The following is a 16,972-nucleotide window of genomic DNA, read 5'->3' on the forward strand; positions in this document are numbered from 1 at the left end:
GACCTGCATCAGCCAATAAAGGAATGTTGGAATGTTCAATCAAGTCAAAGCGCTGACCGAGTCAGCCGTTCGGCAACAGGATCTGTTGCTGTGCACCCCGATCGATTTGTCCCGTGGCGAAGACAGCCGCCTTTACGGCGTGGACGGCAGCATCGATTCCCTGACCCTGGTCTCGATCATTGTCGATGTCGAGGAAAAACTGCGCAGCCAGCTGGGCGTTGAGGTGCGTCTGGCCGATACCACCGACCTGCCCGAAACCGCCACGCCGTTTGCCACACTGGGCACGCTGATCGCCTACATCATGGACCGGTTGTCTGCGGCGCAAGCGCCCGTTCAGGCCGTTTGACCGATCGAGGGGTTGGGTATGCAAGTAGCAGCATTTTTGGCTCATCTGAAAAACGCTGGCAGCCAACTGGCAATCGTCAGCGATGAGGGCCGCTTTACCTATGACCAGTTGCACGCGCAAATAACCGCGTACAGCGCGGAGCTGACGGCAAAATCCGTCAGCGATTCCTGCGTGCTGCTGGTCGACAACTACAGCTTCAACAGCGTCTGCATGCTGTTCGCGTTGTGGCTGCACAACAACGTGGTGGCGTTGTCTGTGCCCAAGGGCGAGGAACAGCTCGCGCAGTTGGCGGGCGCGGCGGGCGCGAGGTTTTCCGTCATTGGCGGGACGCCGGAGTTTGCGCTTGTCCAGCACGCCAACCCTGTCGTGCCACCGACCGTAGACGGACTGCTGTCGCGGCGTCAGGCCGGCTTCATTGTGTTTTCTTCAGGCTCGACAGGTCCTGCCAAAGGCGTGGTGCACAGCATTGCGCCGTTCTTCGAGCGCTACCTGAGTGCCGAACACTGCGGCGCGATTCTGGCGTTTCTGCTATTCGATCACATCGGTGGGCTGGTCACGGTTCTGCAGGCGCTGGCAACCCATGGCACGCTGATCCTGCCCAAGGAGCGCTCGCCGCAAGAGGTCGGGCGCTGTATCGAATCGTTCAACGTACAAACCCTGCACGTCTCGCCGACGCTACTGAACCTGGCAACGATCACCGGGGTCTTCCAGAAGTGGGACACGAGCAGTCTGCAGCGCATCTATTTCGGCTCCGAACCGAGTTCGCCGGAATCCATCCAGCGCATTGCCAATGTCATGCCGCAGGTGCAATTGCAGCAGTTGTACGGGATGTCGGAAATCGGCGTGCTGCCGTGCCGCAGCAAGGCCGGCGACAGCACGTGGATGAAGATCGAAGACCCGAACTACAGCCTGCGGGTGGTCGACGGCATTTTGCACGTGCGCGGCGCAACCAACATGCTTGGCTACCTGGCCAGCGCTGGTGACCTGGCGAGCGACGGCTACCTGATCACCCATGATCTGGTCGAGGAGCACGAGGGCTATTTCCGGGTCACGGGGCGGGCGGTCGATCTGATCAATGTCGGTGGCAAAAAGGTCTTTCCGTCGCACGTGGAAAGTGTGCTGATGGGCCTGGAAAACGTCGCAGATGTGGTCGTTTACGCGCAGCCCAACCCACTGCTCGGGCAAATCGTCGCCGCGCGTTTCACGCTGTTCGAGCCGGAAAGCCTGGACGCGTTGAAGGTCCGCTTGTATGCACACGTTCGCGGCGTATTGGCGCAGGAACAACTGCCGCGGGTGGTCTCCATCGCCGAGACTCCGCTGTACACCAGCCGCTTCAAGAAAATGCGTCACCCCGGCGCTCTCGCCCAGTCGTGAGACCGCTTTACTCATCACGTTATAAGGAAATGACCAATGGTTGATCTGGTAAAAATGCGTGCAAGCATCGCTGAAATCCTGCTCATCCCGGTGGCTGAACTGCACGGTGAGACGCGGCTGGAAAACAGCGATAACTGGGACTCGATGGCGCGAATCGGGATTGTCGCCCTGGTGTTCGAACAAACCGGTGTGAACGTGTCGGGCGAGGAGATCGACGGTGTAGTCACGGTGCAGGATCTGTTCGATCTGATCGACCGGAAAATCGAGGTCGCCGCATGAGTCTGCTGACCATTGAGGGCGTCGCAATTCGGGCGGTCACGGCGGCGCTGCCCGAGCGTCGTGTGACTGAAGAGGACTTTGCCGAACTGTTCGGTGCCAAGGAAGTTGCGCGCATCACCAAGAGCACCGGCATCCAGTCGATCCGCGAAACCAGAACCCTGCACACCTCCGATCTGATCATCGCCGCGTGCCGCAACCTGCTCGATCAAGGGCATGCGGCGCCACAGGAAATCGACGGCCTGATCGTGGTGACCCAGACGCCCGATTCGTGGGTGCCCGGCGTCGGCTTCATGGTGCAGCAGGCCCTCGGTCTGCCGCAGCATTGCCTGGTACTGAATGTGGCTGCAGGTTGCTCCGGCTATATCTCTGCGCTGGTTCAGGCGGGCGCGCTGATTTCATCCGGGGCCTGCAGGAAAATCCTCCTGTGCACCGGGGACGTGACCACGCGAATCCTCGACGAACGCGACCGCCACGTGAAGATGCTGTTTGGTGACGCTGCGTCGGCAACCTTGCTGGAGCCGGGTGCAGGCAAGTTCGAGTTCATCTGCGGCGCCGATGGCAGCGGCGGCGCGGCGCTGCAGTCCGACATCACCTACGCGCGGGAGGCGGGCAGCCACGATTGCGCGACCATCCAGCGTTTGCAGATGGATGGCACGGCGGTGATGAATTTTGCCCTGAGCCGGGTCCCGCAGACCGTCAAGGCTTTGCTTGAGGCCACGGGATCAAGTCCTGCTGCGCTGGACTTGCTGGTACTGCACCAGGCGAACGCGTTCATGCTCAATTACCTGCGACGGATGATTGGCGTGGCGGCGGAAAAGATGCCGGTCGACATCGATGGCGTCGGCAACACCAGCTCCACCTCGATTCCGATCGTGTTGTCGCGCCATGCCGCGATCGGCACGCCGCAGGCCGAGCACGTTGTGCTGTGCGGTTTCGGCGCCGGGCTGTCGTGGGGCGCGTTGAAGGTCGATCTGCGGCTCACGACCGCTGTGGCACCTTGCGAAGTGCCGGAGAAAACCGTTCTGGCGGACGAACCGGCCCTGGCTCCGAGTGAGCGTTTACAGGCCTGACCGCTACGCAACGGCATGATATGGCACCCTTGCGGCGATCCTCGGATCGACCTCAAAGGTGCCACGCCTTGGTTCAAATCGTCTGATCACGGGACAGCTGTTTCATGAAGCGAAAATTCTGCAACGCACTGGGTATCATCGGCCGCCAGGCCAATCTGACGTGGGAATATCCTTCGCCTTTTCTGCCGCTGTTCCAGTTTCACGAGCGGCATGAGTCGGGTGCGATCCGTGCGCAGTCCGAGGACATCATCGCCGCCGTTTGCGCGTTGGACATGCGTGAAGACCGCATCGTCGATTCGCTGTTATCCCTGCGCGAGTTGCCGGGGAAAATAATGCAAAGATTGGCTGGCGGAGCTTCGCAGCCGCAAACCGCACCCTTCGGTTTTGACGCTTTCACGCTACTGGAACGCACCCCGACAGAAGTGTCTCTGGGTCTGGCGGGACGCTTCTGGCGCCCGGACCTGAAGACTGGCCATATCGCTGATGCTCAAGCCTTCAAGGCGCTGGATGATCCAAGCGCGGCGAAACTGGTGCTGCGTTTTCAGGTCATCGAACATCCACAAGGCATGCGCACGCTGCGCACCGAAACCTTTGTGTATTGCACCACCACGCGCAGCAAAATGCTCTTCACCCCGTACTGGCTGGTGATTCGTCTGGCCAGCGGCTGGATTCGCCGGCGCAATCTTGCTGCTATCCAGCGGCAATTCTCGACAGAACGGGTGGTGTAAAAAAGCGCATCAATTGGTTACATTGATAGCCTCTGCGAATCAATCTCCCGAGTCCCGCCATGGCCATCAACTTCGACCTCAACGACCTGCAAGCCTTTCGCGCCGTGGTCGAGCAGGGCAGTTTCCGCAAGGCTGCCGACACCGTGCGCCTGTCGCAACCGGCGCTGAGCCGGCGCATCGAAAAGCTTGAAGACGCCCTCGGCGTCAAACTCTTCGAGCGCACCACACGCAAGGTCAGCCTGACCCAGGCCGGGCGCGGTTTCATGCCCAGCGTTGAGCGTTTGCTCGATGATCTGGATGTCGCGTTGCTGGGCATCAGCGAAGTCGCTTCGACCCGTTTGGGTCACGTCACCGTCGCTTGCGTGCCTTCGGCGGCGTACTACTTCATGCCCCGCGTGGTCGCGCGCTATCACCAGCAATTCCCGCGCATCAAAGTCAAAGTGCTCGACTCCAGCGCGCACGATGTCTTGAGTGCGGTGGTCAATGGCGAGGCGGATTTCGGTTTGAGTTTTCTCGGCACGCAGGATGCCAAAGTCGAGTTCGAACCGCTTGTGCAGGAGTGCTACGTCGTCGCTTGTCGCCGCGATCATCCGTTGGCCGAACGCAGCAGTGTGAGCTGGGACGAGTTCTATCAGCAGGATTACATCTCGCTGGACAAGACCTCCGGCAACCGCTTTCTGCTCGATCAGGCGTTGAGCACGGTGGTGCCGCAGCGTTCGAGCATCTGCGAAACCCGGCATGTGACGACGATGATCGGTCTGGTGGAGGCGGGGTTGGGCGTGGCGGCGGTGCCGCTGATGGCGATGCCCGGACCGGACCATCCGATCCTGACGCGGGTGCCGCTGACCGATCCGCAGGTGATGCGCAGTGTCGGCATCATCAAGCGCCGGGGTCGCACGCTGACCCCGGCGGCACTGGAACTGGAGCGGCTGGTGATAGAAATGAAAGTCCAGCCGCCTACGATCAGCGCTTGACCGAATCCAGTCCGGTGGCTTGCACGTCAGCTTGCGCGGCCGGCGCGGCGAGATAAGCGAGCAGCGCTTTGGCTTCTTTCGGATGCTGTGCGCCGACCGGAATCCCGGCGGCAAAACGCGTCACCGACTGCACCGATTCCGGAATCTTCGCGACAAAACTTACGCCCGGCACCGGCAGCAATTCGCTGACCTGTTGGAAGCCCAGTTGATAGTCGCCGGTGGCAACCACCGAACCGACCGGTACTTTCGGGATCATTTTTGCCTTCGGTTTCAGCTGATCTTCGATGCCCAGTTTCTTGAACAACTGCTGCTCGATGTACACGCCGCTGGCGCTGTCGGAGTAGGCCACCGACTGTGCGTCGAGCAAGGTTTTCTTCAAGGCGTCGACGCTGCTGATATCCGGTTTCGGCGCGCCTTCACGCACCACCAGGCCAATTCGCGAATCTGCCAGCTCAACGCGCGAGGCCGGGTCGACCTTGCCTTGTTTGATCAAGTCGTCGAGGGCGTAGCCGACCATGATCACCACGTCGGCGTGCTCACCGCGCGCGAGGCGATTGGGGATCGCCTCCGGCGCCTTGCCCATCGACGGGCCGAGGCTGGTGGTCAGTGTGTTGCCGCTGCTGGCAGCGAATTTCGGCCCGAGAATCTTGTAGGCGGCAGTGAAGCCGCCGGAGGTCATCACGCTCAATTCTTCGGCCTGGGCCGCGAGGTTGAACGCGAGACCGGCGAGCAGGGCGGTGACAGTAAACAGTTTTTTCATGGCGAGTTTTCCTCAGGCCGCGACAGGTTGCAGACGACCACCGGCACGGCGGTACAGATAAAGAGTGGCGCACAGGGCACACAGCGCACCGATGCTCATCCAGTAACCCGGCGCGGCTTTGTCGCCGGTGTACTGAATCAGGAAGGTCGACATCGCCGGGGTGAAGCCACCGAAAATGGCGGTGGCCAGGCTGTAGGCGAGGGAGAAACCGGCAACGCGAACCTCGACCGGCATGATCTCGGTGAGCGCCGGAATCATTGCGCCGTTGTACAAGCCGTAGATAAACGACAACCACAACAGCGACAGCAGCATGTGGCTGAAGCTCGGCGCCTGCACCAGATACGACAGCGCCGGATAGGTGGTGGCCAAGGCCAGCAGCGACATGGCGATCAGCACCGGACGACGACCGATGCGATCCGACAACATGCCGCCAATCGGCAGCCAGAAGAAGTTCGACACACCGACCAGCAACGTCACCAACAGCGCGTCCGAAGTACTCAGATGCAGCACGGTTTTACCGAAGGTCGGCGCGTACACGGTGATCAGGTAAAACGCGGTGGTGGTCAGCGCGACCATCAGCATGCCGCCAAGTACCACGCCCCAGTTCTGGCCGAGGGTGCGGAACACTTCGCCCATGCTCGGGCGGTGTTTGCGTGCGGCGAACTCTTCGGTTTCCGCCAGGTTACGGCGCAGGAAAAAGATGAACGGCACGATCATGCAGCCGACGAAAAACGGAATCCGCCAGCCCCAATCGGCCACCACCTCCGGCGCCATCCACGCGTTTAGCGCATAGCCCAACGCGGCGGCGACGATGATCGCCACTTGCTGACTGGCCGACTGCCAAGCGGTGAAGAAACCTTTGCGACCCGGGGTGGCGATCTCGGCGAGATACACCGACACACCACCCAATTCCGCACCGGCCGAGAAGCCTTGCAGCAAACGTCCGATTAACACCAGCGCCGGCGCGAACAGCCCAATGCTTTCGTAGCCGGGCACCAGCACAATCAATATCGTGCCGCTGGCCATGATCGACAGGGTGACGATCAAACCTTTGCGCCGGCCGACATCATCGATGTACGCACCGAGCACAATGGCGCCCAGCGGACGCATCAAAAAGCCTGCGCCGAACACGGCAAAGGTCATCATCAGGGAAGCGAACTCACTGCTCGCCGGAAAGAACACCGCCGCGATCTGCGTGGCGTAGAAGCCGAACAGAAAGAAGTCGAACTGTTCGAGGAAGTTGCCCGAGGTCACCCGGAAAATGGCGCCGGCCCGCGAGCCGTTGTGTGGGATTGAGGCTGTCATAGAAAAGTACTCCACCGCTTTTATGACGTGCGCGACGGGAGGGCGGCGCACGGTTTTTATTGAGGCGGATGGTGGCTCAGGTGTAACAGGATGTTAATTGCATTGTTGGCATGGATTGATGTGCAGAGTGGATCAATTCGTCTATGTCGATACCGCGGACCATTGTGGGAGCGAGCCTGCTCGCGAAAGCGGTGGCCCAAACAATGAAGATGTTGAATTTGCCGGCCCCTTCGCGAGCAGGCTCGCTCCCACAGGTTTTGTCGCACCTGCAAACTCAGGACATTGCAACTTCATGGTGAGCAGTGTCACGGGTGCTGTTAGCCATTTCGGCGTGTGCGGCAAGCAATGGTGGCAGCGGGCAGTCGAGCAAGTCCGCGACGGCGCGAAACAGTTCTGCTTCAGCCACGGTGATCACGCCATCGTGCATCACGCAGCGGGTCATGGCATCGAGCAATGCCGGACGCTCCTCTGGCATGAGATGGCGCAGGCGCTTGATCGCCGCTTCCAGCCCCACCAGATCTTCAAGTTCGGCGCGCATTTCCTCGGGCTGTTCGAACGCAAGACCTTGCCAGGCAAACTGAATGGCCTGCGACGCTGCCGATAGATTGTCCTGTCCGGCTCGGGCCATTGCGGTTAACAGTGCCATGAGTTCTTCGGCGCACTGGAACAGTCCGAATTTGAATTGCACCGGTGTCGCGCCTTCAACATTGCGCTCGACGATGCGCAACAGCGTCCACTCCAGCAACTCTGTTTCGTTGTCCGCTTCGATCAGCAAATTCAGGTTGTGCTTGACCTTTGCAAAGGATTTTTTGCCAAGCTCTCGCAGACTCGGGATGGCCAGATCCAGCAACGGCAGGCGCAGGCCGGGACTCAGCGACGACAGCGGTTCACGCAGCTGACTCAAATAGTCGAACACCGTTGCGTCGATTTCCGACTTCAGTAGCTCGACTTGCATGCCCAGCAGGGAGGTTGAACGCGACAGCAGCAGGCCATACACAACGGCCTCAGCGCCCTCAATATTGCGTGCTGCCATTTTGAGTTCGTGCGGAATGTCTTCCAGCACGCGGCGAGCTTCCATCAGATGTTCTGGATGCGGCGCGCCAATGGCTGCCACGGAGGCCTGGACCGCATTCATGTCGTAGAGCACCGACTTGGCCGCAGCGGGGATACCGCCGAATGCATCGGGCACCGGCAGAGCGACCGAAGGTTGTGCATCTGCGGGCGGCGCCGCCACTTTGATGAAGCTGCCATCCCATTGCGCATCGACCCGACGGATCCGCTCACTCAAATCCGGATGGGAAGCCGTCGAGTCGGTGTTCGAGTAACCCGGCCCGAAATACAAATGGCTGTATTCCTCCGCGCGCGCGGAATTGATGCGTGCACCCAGTTCATAACCGCCAATTTTCTTCAACGCACCGGCGATGCTTTGCGGGTTGCGGGTGTATTGCACCGCCGTTGCATCGGCGAGGAATTCACGCTGTCGACTGATTGCAGATTTGATCATATTGCCAAAAATCGTCCCCGCGATACCCACAAACAACAGTACAAAACCAATCAACATCGGTATCGCGACGAACTTGCTGCGCTGCAGCGGGGTTTTGCCGACCTGCTCGGTGCCTTCCAGGATATAGCTGCCGGTCAACCCGAGAACCATGATCCCGTGGACGATGGCAATCAGTCGCGTGTTGAGGCGCATGTCACCGTTATAGATATGACTGAACTCATGGGCGATCACCCCTTGCAGCTCTTCACGGGTCAGCACGTTGATCGCGCCCTGAGTGACGCCGATGACGGCGTCCTGTGGCGTGAGTCCCGCCGCGAAGGCGTTGATGCCCAGATCGGGCAGCAAGTACACCGAGGGCACGGCGGTGCCGGAGGCGATGGCCATTTCTTCCACCACGTTCATCAATCGCTGCTCTTCCAGCGTTTGCGCGCTGTGGTTGATCACGCGTCCTTCGAGGCGCCGCGCAACCACTTTGCCGCCTTCTGACAACTCCATGAGTTTGGACAGACTGCCCAGCAGCACGATGCCGACGACCACGGCTGACACGGTCATGACCAGTTGCCGGTCGAGCTCCAGATCCATCAGGACTTTACCGCTGCCATCCTCGACAGGAATGGTCATCAGCACACACGACACGGCGATCAGACTGAGCACCGCCATGAACATCAAGAAAATGAGGTACACGGTGCGGCGCTTGGCCCGGCGCTGTTGTTCAAAGAAATTCATGTTGCCATCCGTTGGCTGAGGGTCAGAACGAAACCTTTGGCGCTTCCTGAATGGCCGCGCTGTCAGCGAACGTCAACGCCGAGGCATCGGCACCATGGCCGAACATCGGGGCGAGCAAGGCTGCCGGGAAACTTTGCTTGAGCGTGTTGTAGGTCATCACTGCATCGTTGTAGGCCTGGCGGGCAAAACTGACTTTGTTTTCGGTGCTGCTCAGCTCTTCACTCAGTTGCTGCATGTTTTGCGACGCTTTGAGTTCCGGGTACGCTTCAACCGTTACATTCAGCCGGCCCATGGCATTGCTCAGCGCACTGTCGGCCTGGCCCAGTTGCGCGATGTTCTGGGCATTGCCCGGCTGCGCCTGAGCGGCCTGAAGACCGGCGACGGCGTTGTTGCGCGCGGCAATCACCGCTTCCAGGGTTTCGCGCTCGTGGGCCATATAGCCCTTGGCGGTGGCCACCAGATTGGGTATCAGGTCATAACGGCGCTTGAGTTGTACTTCGAGTTGCGCGAAGGCGTTTTTGATTTGATTGCGTCGAGCGACGAGGCTGTTGAAAAGGAAGATGGCATAGAGGGCGAGGAGGCCGCCAACGACCAAAAGGATGACGAGGGTGCTGTTCACGGTGATGTCCTTGTTCACACGGTGGAATGGGGCGCGGCATGTTAGCGCAAATGCAAAAAAACAAGGAATGATTCCCGAACCCGGCAGTCCGAGTTCAGGTAGCACACATCTCAGGAGGTTCACCGATGAACAGCAAAACCCTAATCGCCAGCCTGGCCCTCGTCGCCGGCATTGCCGGGATCAGCCCACTTGTTCAAGCGGCGCAAACCTCAAATGAACAGGCTGTGCAATCGCCGACCAGCGATCGGGAGTTGAAGGTCAACGACCGTGCGCCGGAAATGTATCAGCGCAAGGACAAGGCCCTGCAAAACTGGAAAGCCAAAGGTCTGAAAGCACCGATCGAGCAGGCCCAATGGGTGCAGATCAACGACAAGTACGTGATGGTGATGATTACCAACGGGACAATTGTCGAGATGCAACCGGTCGAGCGTTAACCCCGGTCATAATTGGCCACGGATGGCCGATTGCATTCGAACGCCGTTCCTGTAAAACAGCGGACCTCTGGATAAGGGGCAAGGGATTGGACAAGAAACCGCTTTACCGCAAAATCAACACTCGCACCTGGGGTGTTCGCCGCAATGATTTGGTCGCCCGTTACCGCGATCAACGCAATACCAAAACCGCAAGCCGCAGCGAAACCACGCGAAGTTCGATGCATCCAGGCAAGCAATACGGAAGAGACTACACCCCGCTTTTTCGCTTCTTGTTGTCTCGCGTTGGCGGTCAATGGGATTCCATTTTCAGCGAGGCTGTCGCGCGACTTGATCAATCGGCCCCAGTGTTCTGGATGGTTGCCATCGATGAAGAAGATCGTCAGGAAATCGTGCGATTGGGTGAATCCAGTTATTTCAGTGGGCTGTATGTCGACGAGCAGAATCGCCTGCAAATGGTCAATCCGAATCTGAAGGCGCAGGACATGACGCCGCGTTGCGAGTGCTGTACGCATACATTCAACGGTGTTGTTTTCGGCCAAACGGAAAGCTTTGGCCCACGCAAATTGCCAGGTGTCGGTGCAGAAGACTCGCCTGCATGAATCACAGCAACTCCCCCTTGTCCCACAAATGCACCAGATCCCCCGGCGCCCGATCCTCCGGCACCTTCAACACCATTTCCCCGGACTGATAGCGCACTTCTATCTGATAGAAGCGTTGATCCCCACGTCCGGATTCGCTGCTGTCCAATGGCAGGCAGCCCTCCAGCACCGAGCAGATCCTTGAACGCTGACTGATGTCGCATTGTGCAAATTCGATTTCACGTGGGCGGCTCAGGCTGTGAATCGCTGCAACGCCACCCTGGCGAGATACGCGCAAAACGGAATCGTCATCCAGCTCGGGTAGCGTTTTCATACAGCCTCCTCGAATTATTCGATGCCGACCTGCGCCCAGGCTTGCTGCACTGCCTCGGCTGCTTCGGCGCCAAAGCGCTGGCCCGCGTGATCGATGGTCAATTTTGCGAACGCGTCAAACGTTGCGTCCTGGCTCAAGCGGTCATCGCACAGCGTGTCGTACCAGATTCGTCCGGCCTTTTCCCAGGCGAAGCCGCCAAACGCTCGGGCTGCCAGATAAAATGCGCGGTTGGGAATGCCCGAATTGATATGCACGCCACCATTGTCTTCGCTGGTGATGACGAATTTGCGCATATGATCCGGTTGCGGATCCTTGCCCAACAGCGGGTCGTCATACGCCGTACCGGGGTGCGACATCGAGCGCAGGCCCTTGCCCTGGATTTTCGGCATCAGCAGGTCGGCACCGATCAACCAGTCGGCCTGTTCGGCTGTCTGGCCGAGCGTGTATTGCTTGGTCAAGACGCCGAACACATCCGAGAGCGACTCGTTCAATGCGCCGGACTGGTTGGCATAAATCAGCCCGGCCTCGCTTTCAGTAACGCCGTGGGCCAGTTCATGGCCGATGACGTCGAGAGAGCGGGTGAAGCGCTGGAAGATTTCGCCATCGCCGTCGCCAAACACCATTTGCGCGCCATTCCAGAAAGCGTTTTCGTAACCCTGGCCGTAATGCACGCTGCCGATCAGGGCAAAGCCCTGATTGTCGATCGAGTCGCGACCGAACACTTTCCAGAAGAAATCATAGCTGGCGCCCAGCGCATCGTAAGCCTCGTCGACCGCCGCATCACCACTCGGCGGCTGGCCTTCGAGGCGCACGAGCTTGCCCGGCAAGAGCATTTTGTTCTGCGCATCATGCACACTGCGTTCGGCCAGGCCGGGCTTGCTCTTCTCGGGCAGGATCGCGCGTGCCGGCGGTTGTGCGGGTGCGCCTGGATTGGGCAACAGGCTGCGTACATGGTTGAGCGTGAGCATCGCTGCCGTACGCTGCGGCGCTGAACCGTGAGCGATGATGCGGTTGAGAATGTACGGTGGAATGAAACTGCGCAGTAGTGAGTCGGTCATCAGAGCTTCCCTGGCTTAATACGATGTCGATAAACATGTGAGCGATGACGCGTGTTTCGGTTCCATGGATTGCCATTGGCAACGGATTCTGCGAAAAACGCCAACCGCGCCCGACCGGGCCAACCACAAAGAGTCCACGAACATGACAGATGAACTGCAGGTAATCGATCTTCAGGTCGGCGAAGGCAAAGCCGCCGTCAAAGGAGCACTGATCACCACCCAATACACGGGCTGGCTGGAAGACGGCAGCGAGTTCGATTCTTCCTCCAGCCGTGGCAAACCTTTTCAGTGTGTGATTGGCACGGGGCGGGTGATCAAGGGTTGGGATCAGGGCTTGATGGGCATGCAGGTGGGCGGCAAGCGCAAGTTGCTGGTGCCGGCGCATCTGGGGTATGGCGAACGGACGATGGGCAAGATCCCGCCGAATTCGAATCTGGTGTTTGAGATTGAGTTGTTGGAAGTGCTGACGCGGGAGGATTGAAATCGGGTCGTTTTTTACGCTTGGGAGTAAATGCGATGGATGTGTGGCAGGTGGTTTCACAAGTTGCCGATTGGCTGGTTGAGAGGCATGCGACTCGCAGGGGATCGACCTACAACTATATGTTGTTCGTTTCCGCTGCCGCTGCAGTTGGCAGCTGGGTAGTCGCGAAAGAACTGCTCGCCAAACGCAAGGCTCTCAAAGCAAACGTGTCTGAAGCTCTGCAAAATGAAACGTTACGTGCGTTCTCCTTTGCTCAGCAGGATGGGCGGCCGGTGAAACGCACTGCGACGTTGGTCCGACAGGCAGAAACCTTTTTCGTCACGGTCATTCGCCATGACGATGAAGAATGCGTGGAGTCATCCAGTGAAGCGTTGCACTCGCTGGACGATGTCGACGTTTACTTGCGTGACCACACACCCTTTATCCTCGCGGATTTTCGAGCGTCGTGACTCACGCGTCCGATGCAGAAAGAACGCTTTCGCGAGCAGGCTCGCTCCCACATCGGATCGGCGGCGTACTCAAATTCCATGAGCCACCGCAGATCTAGTGTGGGAGCGAGCCTGCTCGCGAAGAACGATCACGCGGTCAATCAGGCTGCGTGTGCCATCTCGGCCAGTGTGTCGGCCACGGTTTTTTGCAGTGAGGGGAACCGGCGGGTCACGCGGCGCAGTGCGGGTAGCACGGCGTCGATTTCCAGTTCATCGAGTTGGGGAAGCACGGTGACGGCGGAGGCGACGATGGTTTCGCGTTCGCTTTCGAAGAGCACCAGGCAGGCGTTCTGTGCCCAGCGTCCGTCCCGCTCGTTGAAGCCCATGGCCACCAGTGCCGCGACGACCTGTGCATCGGTTTTGTGGGTCATGGTTATTGCCTCAGGGCGGGTTCGATTTTGTCGAGGGCGCGGTTGACCGCGAGTTCGCCGAGCATGACCACTTGCTGGATGCCGAGCACGGTGTTGCGGTAGGGCGAGTCGAGCAGGGCGGCGAAGTCGCTGAGCATGACGCTGGCCGAGGCCATGGATTCGCAGGCGTGGGCCATGAGGTCTTCGGCACCGGTGTTGGGGTCGACGAGGAACATGGTGCTGGGTTTGCGCGGTGGCGATGGCGGTGTGGGTTTCAGGTAATGGTCGAGGGCGCGTTCGGCGGCTTCGTGGAGTTTTCTGGAGCCCGGTGTGGAATAGGGGGACGTTGGATTTGGATCGATTTCCGCGTCTGTTTCGGGCGGATTCGGCGTAATTTTGAACATATGCTGGGAAACCTCAATGAGGCTGACACCGTTCTGCGACTAAACATTAGGTGGCAGCTATACGCAGGTTAGTCGACCGGCATCCCAAGCATTACCGGCGCGCTCGAAAGCGCCCTGCGCACAGCCGCCATTGAGTGCAGGCATGGAAATGCCAGACTGAATAACAGCTTGCGAACTTGAGAAAACACCGAGCGACTAAACCCGATCACTGAACATTCAGTGACGCGAACCAAGTTACCGGCAGCCCCCAAGCCGCACAAGCCGGCGGATTCTGGCGTAGTTGTAGGCAAAGGCGCAAGGCGCTGTAGCCTTGTGGCTGATGTCTAAATGATACTGCGTTTTACCCGGCGCTTTCGCGAGCAAGCTCGCTCCCACAGGGGGTACGCATTTCAAAGGTGGGAGCGCGCTTGCTCGCGAAGGCGCCTTCAAAATTACCTCAGGATTCAACCCTCACGCCGCGCCCAAACCGCTCCCGATAAACCGACGGCGGCACCCCCACCACACCACGAAACGCCACACGAAAACTCTCCACCGACCGATAACCGCAACGCTCGGCAATCTGCTCGGTGTTATGCGGCGTACTCTCCAGCAACTCCCGCGCCCGCGCCAACCGTTCGTGCTGCAACCACGCCTTCGGCGACTGCCCACTGGCCTCGGTAAAACGCCGCAGAAACGTGCGCTCACTCATCGCCGCTTCACTGGCCAGATCGCGCACTTCCAGCGGTTCATGCAAACGCTCGCGCGCCCACTGCATCACCCGCGACAGATCATTGCGCGGCGTCGGGCTAACCGGTGTCGGAATGAACTGCGCCTGTCCGCCAGTACGTTGCGGCGACATCACCAGACGCCGCGCCACCGAGTTGGCGACTTGCGTGCCGAAGTCCCGCGCCACCAAATGCAGGCAGGCGTCGATTCCGGCAGCGCTGCCGGCCGAGGTGATCAACTGACCGGAATCGACATAAAGCACATCCGGATCGACGGCAATTGCCGGGAAGCGCTGCGCCAGTTCCGCCGTGTAACGCCAATGCGTGGTGGCGCCGTGGCCGTCGAGCAGGCCGGTGGCCGCCAGCACAAATACACCGGAGCAGATCGACAGCAATCGCGCGCCCCGGGCATGGGCCTGGCACAGCGCGTCGATCAATGCTGGAGGCACCGCCGCGTTGCGGTCGCGCCAGCCGGGAATGATGATGGTGCGCGCCTCGGCCAACAATTCCAGGCCGCCATCGGCCAGCACCTGAATCCCGCCCAAGGCGCGCATCGGCCCTTTATCGACCGCCGCAATGGCGTGGCTGTACCACGGGAAATCGAACTCCGGCCGGGTCAGGCCAAAGACCTCAACGGCGATGCCGAACTCGAATGTGCAGAGGCCGTCGTAGGCCAGAATCGCGACCAGACCTGGTGATGTCGGCATTTGGCGGAAAATTCCCGGTGAGTGTCTTGTGCGCCACTGTAGCCGCAAGCGACCGCTCGATAAAGTCTGTTCACACCCGTTCAGATAAAGGAGCAACACCCATGGTCAGTCTGGTTCGAGATATCCCTGCGGCGCCGTCGGCGATCGCCCTGATGCACTTCAGCAATCGTCTGACCTTTGAAACCGATTGTTCCGACGTGTTCAGCAGCCAAGAGGCTGGCGAGATTGATTTCGTCCTGGTCGACGTCCGTGGACCACTGGCCTTTGAGCGCGGGCATGTGCCGGGGGCGATCAACATTCCGAACCGTTTGCTGACGGCAACGGAACTGGCGAAATATCCGAAAACCACGCTGTTCGTGGTCTATTGCGCCGGCCCGCACTGCAACGGCGCGAACAAGGCAGCGGTGAAACTGGCGGCGCTGGGTTACCCGGTCAAGGAGATGATCGGCGGGGTTACCGGATGGCTGGATGAAGGTTTTCAACTGAGCGTTGAGCAAGCCGCCAAAACCGCCATCGGCTGCGAATGCTGATCCCCTTGTAGGAGCTGCCGCAGGCTGCGATCTTTTGATCTTGGTGTTTAAAAAGCCAGATCAAAAGATCGCAGCCTGCGGCAGCTCCTACAGGAAAATCAGCGATTTTCTGCGCTGAAAACACGCTTGTCCTACAGCCCTTGCACCACGACGGCGCACCCGTTGACCCCGGTCAATCGGTGCGCCGATCTTTCATAAGTATTTGTCGCTTAAACACAATTTACCCTGTGCGCGCCGCCATAGACTGCCGGCCACTTCGGTTTTTGTAGCCAATTGGCCATGACCGAACGCTGAATCGAAAGCTGCCAATAAAAGCCTCCGCACACAGGAGTTATAAATGAAGAAGCTAGTGATGTTCGGTGCCCTGGCACTGTCGATGTTGTCCCTGACCGCCGTGGCCGAAGACGCCAAGCCGATCCGCATCGGTATCGAAGCCGGTTACCCGCCATTCTCGATGAAAACCCCTGACGGCAAACTCGCCGGTTTCGACGTCGATATCGGCGATGCGTTGTGCGCGCAGATGAAAGTCAAATGCACTTGGGTCGAGCAGGAATTCGATGGCCTGATCCCGGCGCTGAAAGTGAAGAAGATCGACGCGATTCTGTCGTCGATGACCATCACCGACGACCGCAAGAAGAACGTCGATTTCACCATCAAGTACTACCACACCCCGGCGCGCTTCGTGATGAAGGAAGGCTCCGGTGTCAAAGACCCGCTGACTGAGCTCAAGGGCAAGAAAGTCGGCGTGCTGCGCGCCAGCACCCACGACCGTTACGCCACCGAAGTGCTGGTGCCGGCCGGGATCGACCTGGTGCGTTACGGCTCGCAGCAGGAAGCCAACCTCGACATGGTTTCCGGGCGTATCGACGCGATGCTGGCCGACTCGGTCAACCTCAGCGATGGTTTCCTGAAAACCGACGCCGGCAAAGGTTTTGAATTCGTTGGCCCGACCTACGAAGACGCCAAGTACTTCGGCGGCGGCGCCGGCATCGCGGTGCGCAAGGGCGATACCGCGCTGGCCGAGCAATTCAACAAAGCCATCACCGAGATCCGCGCCAATGGCGAGTACAAGAAAGTCCAGGACAAGTACTTCGACTTTGACGTGTACGGCCATTAATACGCCGTAGAAAAAAGTGGCCCCGTTTGTGCGGTGGCCACTTTTTTTGCGCCCATGATTTATCCTGTTTCACACATTTCCCATGTAGGAGCTGCCGAAGGC

Annotated in this window: 21 protein-coding genes; 12 read left to right on the forward strand and 9 right to left on the reverse strand. The window is 59.4% G+C overall.

The window, feature by feature from the left end:
- Positions 1-31: 31 nt before the first annotated feature.
- The 6 genes from CKW17_RS00890 (at position 32) to CKW17_RS00915 (ending at position 4,771) form a co-directional block, all read left to right on the forward strand.
- Positions 32-346, forward strand: coding sequence for a hypothetical protein (locus CKW17_RS00890; RefSeq protein WP_095118290.1), 315 nt, complete (start codon positions 32-34; stop codon positions 344-346).
- 18 nt (positions 347-364) lie between these two features.
- Entirely contained in the window at positions 365-1,720 is a 1,356-nt protein-coding gene (locus CKW17_RS00895) for a class I adenylate-forming enzyme family protein (RefSeq protein WP_095118291.1), read from the forward strand.
- A 36-nt stretch (positions 1,721-1,756) separates the two neighbouring features.
- Positions 1,757-1,999, forward strand: a complete 243-nt coding sequence (locus CKW17_RS00900) for an acyl carrier protein (RefSeq protein ID WP_095118292.1) — start codon at positions 1,757-1,759, stop codon at positions 1,997-1,999.
- Positions 1,996-3,069 (forward strand): ketoacyl-ACP synthase III, encoded by a 1,074-nt coding sequence (locus CKW17_RS00905; protein ID WP_095118293.1) that lies wholly within the window; start codon positions 1,996-1,998, stop codon positions 3,067-3,069. Before CKW17_RS00900 ends, CKW17_RS00905 begins: the two co-directional genes overlap by 4 nt.
- Positions 3,070-3,173: 104 nt before the next feature.
- Positions 3,174-3,797, forward strand: a complete 624-nt coding sequence (locus tag CKW17_RS00910; RefSeq protein ID WP_095118294.1) for a hypothetical protein — start codon at positions 3,174-3,176, stop codon at positions 3,795-3,797.
- Between the two features lie 59 nt (positions 3,798-3,856).
- Positions 3,857-4,771 carry a LysR family transcriptional regulator gene (locus CKW17_RS00915; RefSeq protein WP_095118295.1) on the forward strand — a complete coding sequence of 305 codons (915 nt, stop codon included), beginning with the start codon at positions 3,857-3,859 and terminating at the stop codon, positions 4,769-4,771.
- On the opposite strand, the gene CKW17_RS00920 is transcribed toward CKW17_RS00915, so the two are convergent.
- The 4 genes from CKW17_RS00920 to CKW17_RS00935 form a co-directional block, all read right to left on the reverse strand.
- Positions 4,761-5,531 carry a substrate-binding domain-containing protein gene (locus CKW17_RS00920; protein WP_095118296.1) on the reverse strand — a complete coding sequence of 257 codons (771 nt, stop codon included), beginning with the start codon at positions 5,529-5,531 and terminating at the stop codon, positions 4,761-4,763. The genes CKW17_RS00915 and CKW17_RS00920 overlap by 11 nt on opposite strands.
- Before the next feature lie 12 nt (positions 5,532-5,543).
- The gene (locus CKW17_RS00925) at positions 5,544-6,836 is read right to left on the reverse strand and encodes an MFS transporter (protein ID WP_095118297.1); all 1,293 of its coding nucleotides are present in this window, start codon (positions 6,834-6,836) and stop codon (positions 5,544-5,546) included.
- Between the two features lie 274 nt (positions 6,837-7,110).
- The gene (locus CKW17_RS00930; RefSeq protein WP_095118298.1) at positions 7,111-9,066 is read right to left on the reverse strand and encodes a M48 family metallopeptidase; all 1,956 of its coding nucleotides are present in this window, start codon (positions 9,064-9,066) and stop codon (positions 7,111-7,113) included.
- A gap of 22 nt (positions 9,067-9,088) precedes the next feature.
- Positions 9,089-9,685, reverse strand: a complete 597-nt coding sequence (locus CKW17_RS00935; RefSeq protein ID WP_176470016.1) for a LemA family protein — start codon at positions 9,683-9,685, stop codon at positions 9,089-9,091.
- 125 nt (positions 9,686-9,810) lie between these two features.
- On the opposite strand from CKW17_RS00935, the gene CKW17_RS00940 reads away from it, so the two are divergent.
- Together CKW17_RS00940 and CKW17_RS00945 are read left to right on the forward strand one after the other, a co-directional pair.
- Entirely contained in the window at positions 9,811-10,119 is a 309-nt protein-coding gene (locus CKW17_RS00940) for an RcnB family protein (RefSeq protein ID WP_095118299.1), read from the forward strand.
- A complete protein-coding gene (locus CKW17_RS00945; RefSeq protein WP_371850946.1) occupies positions 10,038-10,718 on the forward strand; it encodes a hypothetical protein in 681 nt (226 codons plus the stop codon). Before CKW17_RS00940 ends, CKW17_RS00945 begins: the two co-directional genes overlap by 82 nt.
- A gap of 1 nt (position 10,719) precedes the next feature.
- On the opposite strand, the gene CKW17_RS00950 is transcribed toward CKW17_RS00945, so the two are convergent.
- Positions 10,720-11,031, reverse strand: coding sequence for a protealysin inhibitor emfourin (locus CKW17_RS00950; RefSeq protein WP_095118301.1), 312 nt, complete (start codon positions 11,029-11,031; stop codon positions 10,720-10,722).
- A gap of 14 nt (positions 11,032-11,045) precedes the next feature.
- Complete coding sequence (locus tag CKW17_RS00955) at positions 11,046-12,089, reverse strand: M4 family metallopeptidase (protein WP_095118302.1); 1,044 nt, start codon at positions 12,087-12,089, stop codon at positions 11,046-11,048.
- Positions 12,090-12,231: 142 nt separating this feature from the next.
- Between CKW17_RS00955 and CKW17_RS00960 the strand changes: the two genes are divergently transcribed.
- Both CKW17_RS00960 and CKW17_RS00965 read left to right on the forward strand, forming a co-directional pair.
- The gene (locus CKW17_RS00960; protein ID WP_095118303.1) at positions 12,232-12,570 is read left to right on the forward strand and encodes an FKBP-type peptidyl-prolyl cis-trans isomerase; all 339 of its coding nucleotides are present in this window, start codon (positions 12,232-12,234) and stop codon (positions 12,568-12,570) included.
- 35 nt (positions 12,571-12,605) lie between these two features.
- Positions 12,606-13,019, forward strand: a complete 414-nt coding sequence (locus tag CKW17_RS00965; RefSeq protein ID WP_095118304.1) for a hypothetical protein — start codon at positions 12,606-12,608, stop codon at positions 13,017-13,019.
- 140 nt (positions 13,020-13,159) lie between these two features.
- On the opposite strand, the gene CKW17_RS00970 is transcribed toward CKW17_RS00965, so the two are convergent.
- The 3 genes from CKW17_RS00970 to ftrA form a co-directional block, all read right to left on the reverse strand.
- Complete coding sequence (locus tag CKW17_RS00970) at positions 13,160-13,429, reverse strand: hypothetical protein (protein ID WP_095118305.1); 270 nt, start codon at positions 13,427-13,429, stop codon at positions 13,160-13,162.
- A 2-nt stretch (positions 13,430-13,431) separates the two neighbouring features.
- Positions 13,432-13,812 (reverse strand): DUF6124 family protein, encoded by a 381-nt coding sequence (locus tag CKW17_RS00975; RefSeq protein ID WP_095118306.1) that lies wholly within the window; start codon positions 13,810-13,812, stop codon positions 13,432-13,434.
- Positions 13,813-14,248: 436 nt separating this feature from the next.
- Positions 14,249-15,223, reverse strand: a complete 975-nt coding sequence (ftrA, locus tag CKW17_RS00980) for a transcriptional regulator FtrA (protein ID WP_095118307.1) — start codon at positions 15,221-15,223, stop codon at positions 14,249-14,251.
- A gap of 101 nt (positions 15,224-15,324) precedes the next feature.
- On the opposite strand from ftrA, the gene CKW17_RS00985 reads away from it, so the two are divergent.
- Both CKW17_RS00985 and CKW17_RS00990 read left to right on the forward strand, forming a co-directional pair.
- Positions 15,325-15,753, forward strand: a complete 429-nt coding sequence (locus CKW17_RS00985; protein WP_095118308.1) for a rhodanese-like domain-containing protein — start codon at positions 15,325-15,327, stop codon at positions 15,751-15,753.
- A 337-nt stretch (positions 15,754-16,090) separates the two neighbouring features.
- A complete protein-coding gene (locus tag CKW17_RS00990; RefSeq protein ID WP_016984244.1) occupies positions 16,091-16,870 on the forward strand; it encodes an ABC transporter substrate-binding protein in 780 nt (259 codons plus the stop codon).
- The last annotated feature ends 102 nt before the right edge of the window (positions 16,871-16,972 follow it).

Origin of the sequence: Pseudomonas sp. Irchel s3f10 (assembly GCF_900187515.1) — a bacterium.
GTDB classification, from domain to species: Bacteria; Pseudomonadota; Gammaproteobacteria; order Pseudomonadales; family Pseudomonadaceae; genus Aquipseudomonas; species Aquipseudomonas tensinigenes.